The organism is Bacteroides sp., from assembly GCF_019417265.1.
In the GTDB taxonomy this organism is placed as follows: Bacteria; Bacteroidota; Bacteroidia; order Bacteroidales; family Bacteroidaceae; genus Phocaeicola.
In genome coordinates this window covers 1-5808 of record NZ_DXVR01000131.1, presented here as the reverse complement: position 1 = coordinate 5808, position 5808 = coordinate 1, and the positions used below count along the sequence as shown (strand labels likewise).

Here is a 5808-nt window from a genome sequence, read left to right as displayed (position 1 = left end):
ACTTATTTGTGAATTACTCATATATATAAAATTAATTTTGAATAGTTACTTATTAGCCTCGGCTTGTATGATATTAGCGTCTACAACTTATGTTGATGCCAAAAAGCCGGAAAAGAACTATCTCCCAGAAGCAGGAGATGTTACTATTGGAATTAATGCAATTCCATTCTTAGATTATTTAGGTAACTGTTTCAGTGATGCGGGTAATAACACAATAGATGCCAACAAAATCGGAGGCATTCCTTCCGTTATAGGACTCAACAACCCTACAATGTCTATTTTCGGTAAATATTTCCTTACAGACCAAACAGCTTTAAGACTTAATGTGGGAATTGGAATCAATTCAACAACTAAAAGTGCATATGTTACAGATGATGCTGCTGTAGCTGAAGATCCTCTAAGTGTAGACTTGGTAGAAGATACATACAAATTAAGGGAATCAGGAATGTCTGTAGCTATAGGCTATGAATGGCGCAGAGGCGGAAAACGTCTTCAAGGTTTTTGGGGTGGACAAGCTGTTTTAGCTTATTCCAACAATAAGCATTTCTTCGGATATGGAAACGCCATTACTGAAATTAATCAAAATCCTACAAGTATTAACTGGACTTCCGCACCTTCTTTATCTGATAACATCGGCGGCAACTCACGCCTCCTCATGCAGAGCGACGGTAGCAGCTGGACATACGGTGTAGGCGGTTTCGTAGGTGTAGAATACTACATTGCTCCTAAGATTTCAATCGGTTGCGAAATGTCACTCAATCTGCTTTGGACTACAGGTAGTAAGAAATACCAGAAATCAGAACGTTTCAATCCTGACTTCAACAGAGTAGAAGAAAACACAAGATGGACCGGTAAAAGTGATTCAGGCTTCCGTTTCGGAACAGAAAACATCGGAACTTCTTTGTTCGTTGCATTCAGTTTCTAATATAACTTATTTCACAAAAAAACTCGCCGAGCAGTTTCGGCGAGTTTTTTATGTTTTGAAATAATCTAAAACTATTTTGTCAGTTCCACATCATAGCTTGCAGCATCCTTGCAAGTAAACTTCAGGACTGTCTGCTTCTTATCAGAAGATACTACCTTGCAGAAAGGAGTTTCCCTGACATTCCATTTACCTTTCAGAGTAATGGTAACAGGAATTTCCTGACTTTCATCAAACTTCCACGGACGGGAATAGATACTGCGCTCCTTTCTCTTTCCATTCTCATCGAAAGCCTCATCACTGTCGCCACGATATAAAGCCAAATCCGGCTGGGCTACTGTAAGCAGGACTTTGTCCTTTGCGTCATTTACCATCAGAAGACATGAGGTATCTGCTTTCAGTACAAGACCTTTTGGCAGTTCGGTCTCAGGAGTTTCAAACAGCACGTACGAAGTAAGTTTACCATCGGCAGTTCTTACTATATGTGCATTTCTATCACGCTGAAGAACCTTATATGCAGGTTTCTTGGCAAACTTGCTTAAAGCTGCAGCATCAGTGCGCGGAAGAACCGCATATTCATATCCCTTAGCCTTCGGAGCTTTGCCGTGTGCTACAACCAAAGATACCCAGTCGCCGGTAGTAGGCTTGGTGCTGCGCTCGCCTACGGTAGTCTGAGGGAAGTTTTTCTCAAATTTAGATTCTGCAGAAGTTTCCTTTGAAAGATAGTAACCTACTCCGTTCGGGTCAATGAAAGTTCTGCCGTCCGATGTATAATCAGTCCAGTAATTCTTCATTTCAGGAGTTACGGCTGCAAGCTGGAATACTGTAGTTTCCGTTTCGTATTCCTTATTGTCATTCTCTATATCAGAACCGAGGCACACAATAGTCCCGTCGAAGAAGTGATATGACTTTCTTGCCCTGTGCGAACCATTGTATTTGTCATGCTCGTGAAGCTTCATACCGAAGTTTCCGTTTGTACCGGCCTGCGACAGTCCTCCGGCAAAAGCCTCATCGGAATAAAGCATTTCTTCCATACCGGAATATGTATCCACATTCAATACTACGGCACGGAGCTTGTCAAAAGGCAGATGTATGGATGTCGCTCCCGAAATACGATTCCAGTCGAATCCGTTTTCCTGCCATCCTGAAGTAGCGAAAGTGACGAGCTGCCCCGGCTTTCCGGTAAGTATCTGCATACTTCCGTGCGCAAGGTATCGGCCATAAAAATTGGCATCAAGATAGTGTTCGGCAGCCCAGAGATATCTGGAATGGCCTCTGACTACTGCTGCCCAGTTTTCGCGACGCTGCACGCTTACACATCCGTAGCCAAGCGCAAGATTTCCCTGTGGCTCCGGTTCAGGCTTGTAACCACTATCCTCGAGCTGTTTTTTCAGTTCAAGTTCAAGCGCATTGGATGTACGAGGCAAATAATCGGGTGCATCCTTATCTATAGAACCGCTCAATGACATCAGGCGCAGGTATGCCGCTGCCATATCAGGGTCAATGTTTTTCTTTCCATCAGGTGTACCGGCTATTGCCATCATTGCATACTGTACAGGTATAAGCTGTCCCTTTCCGTTAGGGTGTCGGCCTGACATTGACAATGACCACTGGCGCGTGTTACAGTAAAAACGCATAGCCAAAAGCACATTCTTGACTGTATTGTGCGCTTCTTCAGACAGTCTGAGGTCTGTACCGCTGAAAAGATAAATCATGTTTGTAGCTCCGTCAAGACCTCCAACGGCATATGCCGGATAGTTATTGCAATGATGGAAAGATGCTCCATCTGCCTTGAACGAGCCCATCAATCCCGGTGCCGGGCGACATCCGTAGTCTATCCATCTGGAGAACGAGCGCAGATACTGAAGTTTTTCAGGAGTGTCCTCCATTATGAGTATGCTGGCTATACGTCCCTGAGTCTGAGTATTGAACGTATCTATATCTATACCGTTTCCGGTTGGTTTAGGATATACTTCGTTTGCAATGGAGTACCAGCGGAGAGTATTCTCTGCTTCCTGCAGTTTTCCTCTTTTTCTGAGTACGTCCTTCATAAGGAAGTACGCCGGATAGAGTCCGCGCATGCTGTAGCCATAATGATGAATATTTCCCCAGCAGCTGCCATAAGCCACACCTTGGTCTGTGATATGGTCGTACATGGCATTGAAAATATATTCCAACTCTTCGCGGTCGGCATCCTTGGTAGCATTGTTATATGCCACAGCAACACGCTTCATCAGGTTGAAGTACTTGTTCATCTCCATACCTAATTTTGTAAACATATCCTTGTCCCATCCTTCTGTCATACGCTCATATGCCTCAGCCTGACGCACCATGAAGATTGGCATACCGCTCACCTTACCGTTCTTATATACTATATTATATTGTTCGAAGGCTTTCCTGACAGCCTTTACTTCCTTCTCTGTAAGTTTGGAAGGAGTGTACAGCATATCGCGGAATTTCTTCTCCATAAGCTGGATGTCCTGTCTGTTCTTTTCTGTTAGTTCAGTGAGTTCTATATCCGGTTTCCAGAGAGAATGCGGATAAATCTGCAACCAGTGGTTTATTGTTCCCTTGTTTACGAACGGCACCTGCACATCGGCTGTCTGCTGGCGCGGGTCCACCTTGCTGGCAGTAACAATATGGTCAAAATACAGAGTTCCTTCTACGTCCGGAGCCTGAACACGGATTTCATTCATACCTTCCTCGGGTGTACCTTCCATATCTCTCTCGTAGCAAACCCATGCGGCACGCCATCCGGTGAAATTTATACCGAACGGGAAAGAAGTACAGACCTTACCGTCCTTGAGAAACTCAAAACGGATTTTCTTGTCCTGAGCTTTTTCATTATACACCCAAACTATGAAGGCCGACAAATAGAGGTCCTTGCCGGTAGAATCAAGTTTCTCAAATTTCAAATCTTTCTTGAAAGACAGTACGGAACCCGGCTGATATGTCCACTTCATACAGTGAAGTCCATCTTTATAATGTTCGTCATTAATGCCTAATGAGCCTTGCGAAGTCGTGATAAAAGACGGTACAGTACCATCCTCAAACGAAAGTAGGCGTTCGTGTTTGACCACCTGGGCAGAAGCTCCAAAAGCCACAAATGAGGCCATGGCCAAACCTAATTTGGCCCTAAATTTAAGATTAATAATTTCTTTCATAAATAATTTTATTTAAGTTAACCGATATATTCAAACATATTTATATTAACCTCGGCAAATATACAAATTTCTTTTCAATTATATAAATGACGAGGTTAATAAAATATTATAATGGATTAATCCACAAATCTGATTTTCTCAGCTTTTCGCGGTTTGGCGGCAGGCGATTCATCAGGATAGCCGAAAGCAATGGCATAAAGCAAATTATAGTTCTCGGGCAATTCCAGGCGTTTGAGCAATCCTTCTGCCTCCGGAGATTTCAAAGTCCTTACTATACCTCCAAGACAGCAGGAACCAATCCCCATGGACTGGGCTGTGAGAATCATATTTCCGCCAAGCAGACCGCAATCCACTTGCGACAAATCGTAAGTAGTGTCATTTGCGATAAACACCAATGCCGGTGCACCATATGCAGCAGGGCGCACCTTCGATACATCCATCCCTCCGGCTACAGCCAATTTGGTATTAAGAGAATCAATCTCTGCCAGGAGTTCCGGAGTATCAACCACACGTATTTCCCATGACTGCCTTCCCATACCGTTCGGAGCATTTATTCCACATTCCAAAATCTGTTGCAGCTTGTCTTTTTCTACAGGCTGCTGTTTGTATTTACGGATGCTCCTGCGAGCCATAATGGTTTCTACCACCTGATTTTCAGCACCTGAAACAGCCTTTTCAGCTTCCGCATTCTTGGGCGACGGTGTACATGAACATAAAGCCGCTATTCCGGCCAACAGCAATAATTTAGGATTTGTTCTCATATTTGAAATTTTAATAGTGATTCAGTATTCATTTGCGCCTCATGATGCGAAGCTTAGCTTTCAGACTGTCATCCACACGGAATGACTCTATAGCCTTCTGTATGGATTTGTTATATGTAAAGTTGTCGAGGGAAGAACGTGACAAATAATCCATAGTCTTTTCCGGATATTTAACGAAACAGTATGATAAAGCCCATGCCACAGCCATCTTGACATAATACCCTTCGTGTCTGATACCGTCAAGCAGATTGAGAAGTTCGTCTATATGGGCATCATCTATAAAATACACCATTGCCATCACCACACCGAAACGTATCTCATATTCCCCATCGGCATGCATAAATGTTTTCAGATATTCCCAGATTCTGTCCGCATGCAATGAAACATATTTTTTCCCTCCGGCAAACTTGAACGTATCGCATACAGACCAGCTGTTGATTATTTTTACGAAACGTGTGACACGTGCCAGATATTTCTCAATGTCATTATCGGGTTTTATACATCCCAAAACCATTCCCTGAAGCATTCTCTCCTCCATGTAGAATGTTGATGCAGTAGCAAGATATGCCTCCCAATCCGATTTGGCTATTCCCGCCGCCAGTTTCCTAAGGTCAGGAATACGCAGACCAAGAACATTTTCCACTCCCGGATTGAGTGTCTGTGCAAACTGCTTGCTGGAGTTTTCCGAAAGCTTCAGCAGGTGTTCCTTTATAGAAAGGCCATTGTAAAGAAATTCGTTCATACGGACATTAAAATTAAGTTCCAAAAATGCATTTTCAAAACGCTTCGTCGTTTGGGTTAAAATGCTTCGTCGTTTAAAGTCAAACGCCTCGTCGTTTTTTTATGCCTGATTTTTTAGTAATGTTTCTACAAAGAAAAGAAATAATTTCTATTATTGCACATATTCAATCCTTAATTCCGCAACATAATTGATAATTATTTTTATAAGTTCCTGAGCAAC

4 protein-coding genes are annotated in these 5808 nt (G+C 42.9%); 1 reads left to right on the top strand and 3 read right to left on the bottom strand.

Features of this window, described 5'->3' with window-relative positions; all coding sequences use genetic code 11:
- Positions 1 to 67 precede the first annotated feature (67 nt).
- Positions 68 to 925, top strand: a complete 858-nt coding sequence (locus QZ379_RS11800) for a hypothetical protein (RefSeq protein WP_291564971.1) — start codon at positions 68 to 70, stop codon at positions 923 to 925.
- Positions 926 to 996: 71 nt separating this feature from the next.
- Here QZ379_RS11800 and QZ379_RS11795 read toward each other — a convergent pair whose 3' ends face one another.
- From QZ379_RS11795 to QZ379_RS11785, 3 genes are all read right to left on the bottom strand, one after another.
- Positions 997 to 4086 carry a chondroitinase family polysaccharide lyase gene (locus QZ379_RS11795; RefSeq protein ID WP_291564969.1) on the bottom strand — a complete coding sequence of 1030 codons (3090 nt, stop codon included), beginning with the start codon at positions 4084 to 4086 and terminating at the stop codon, positions 997 to 999.
- A gap of 116 nt (positions 4087 to 4202) precedes the next feature.
- On the bottom strand, positions 4203 to 4847 hold the full coding sequence (locus tag QZ379_RS11790; protein WP_291564966.1) for a nitroreductase: 645 nt from the start codon (positions 4845 to 4847) through the stop codon (positions 4203 to 4205).
- A 28-nt stretch (positions 4848 to 4875) separates the two neighbouring features.
- Positions 4876 to 5589: a DNA alkylation repair protein gene (locus tag QZ379_RS11785; RefSeq protein WP_291564963.1), complete on the bottom strand. Its 714-nt coding sequence runs from the start codon at positions 5587 to 5589 to the stop codon at positions 4876 to 4878.
- Between the last annotated feature and the right edge of the window lie 219 nt (positions 5590 to 5808).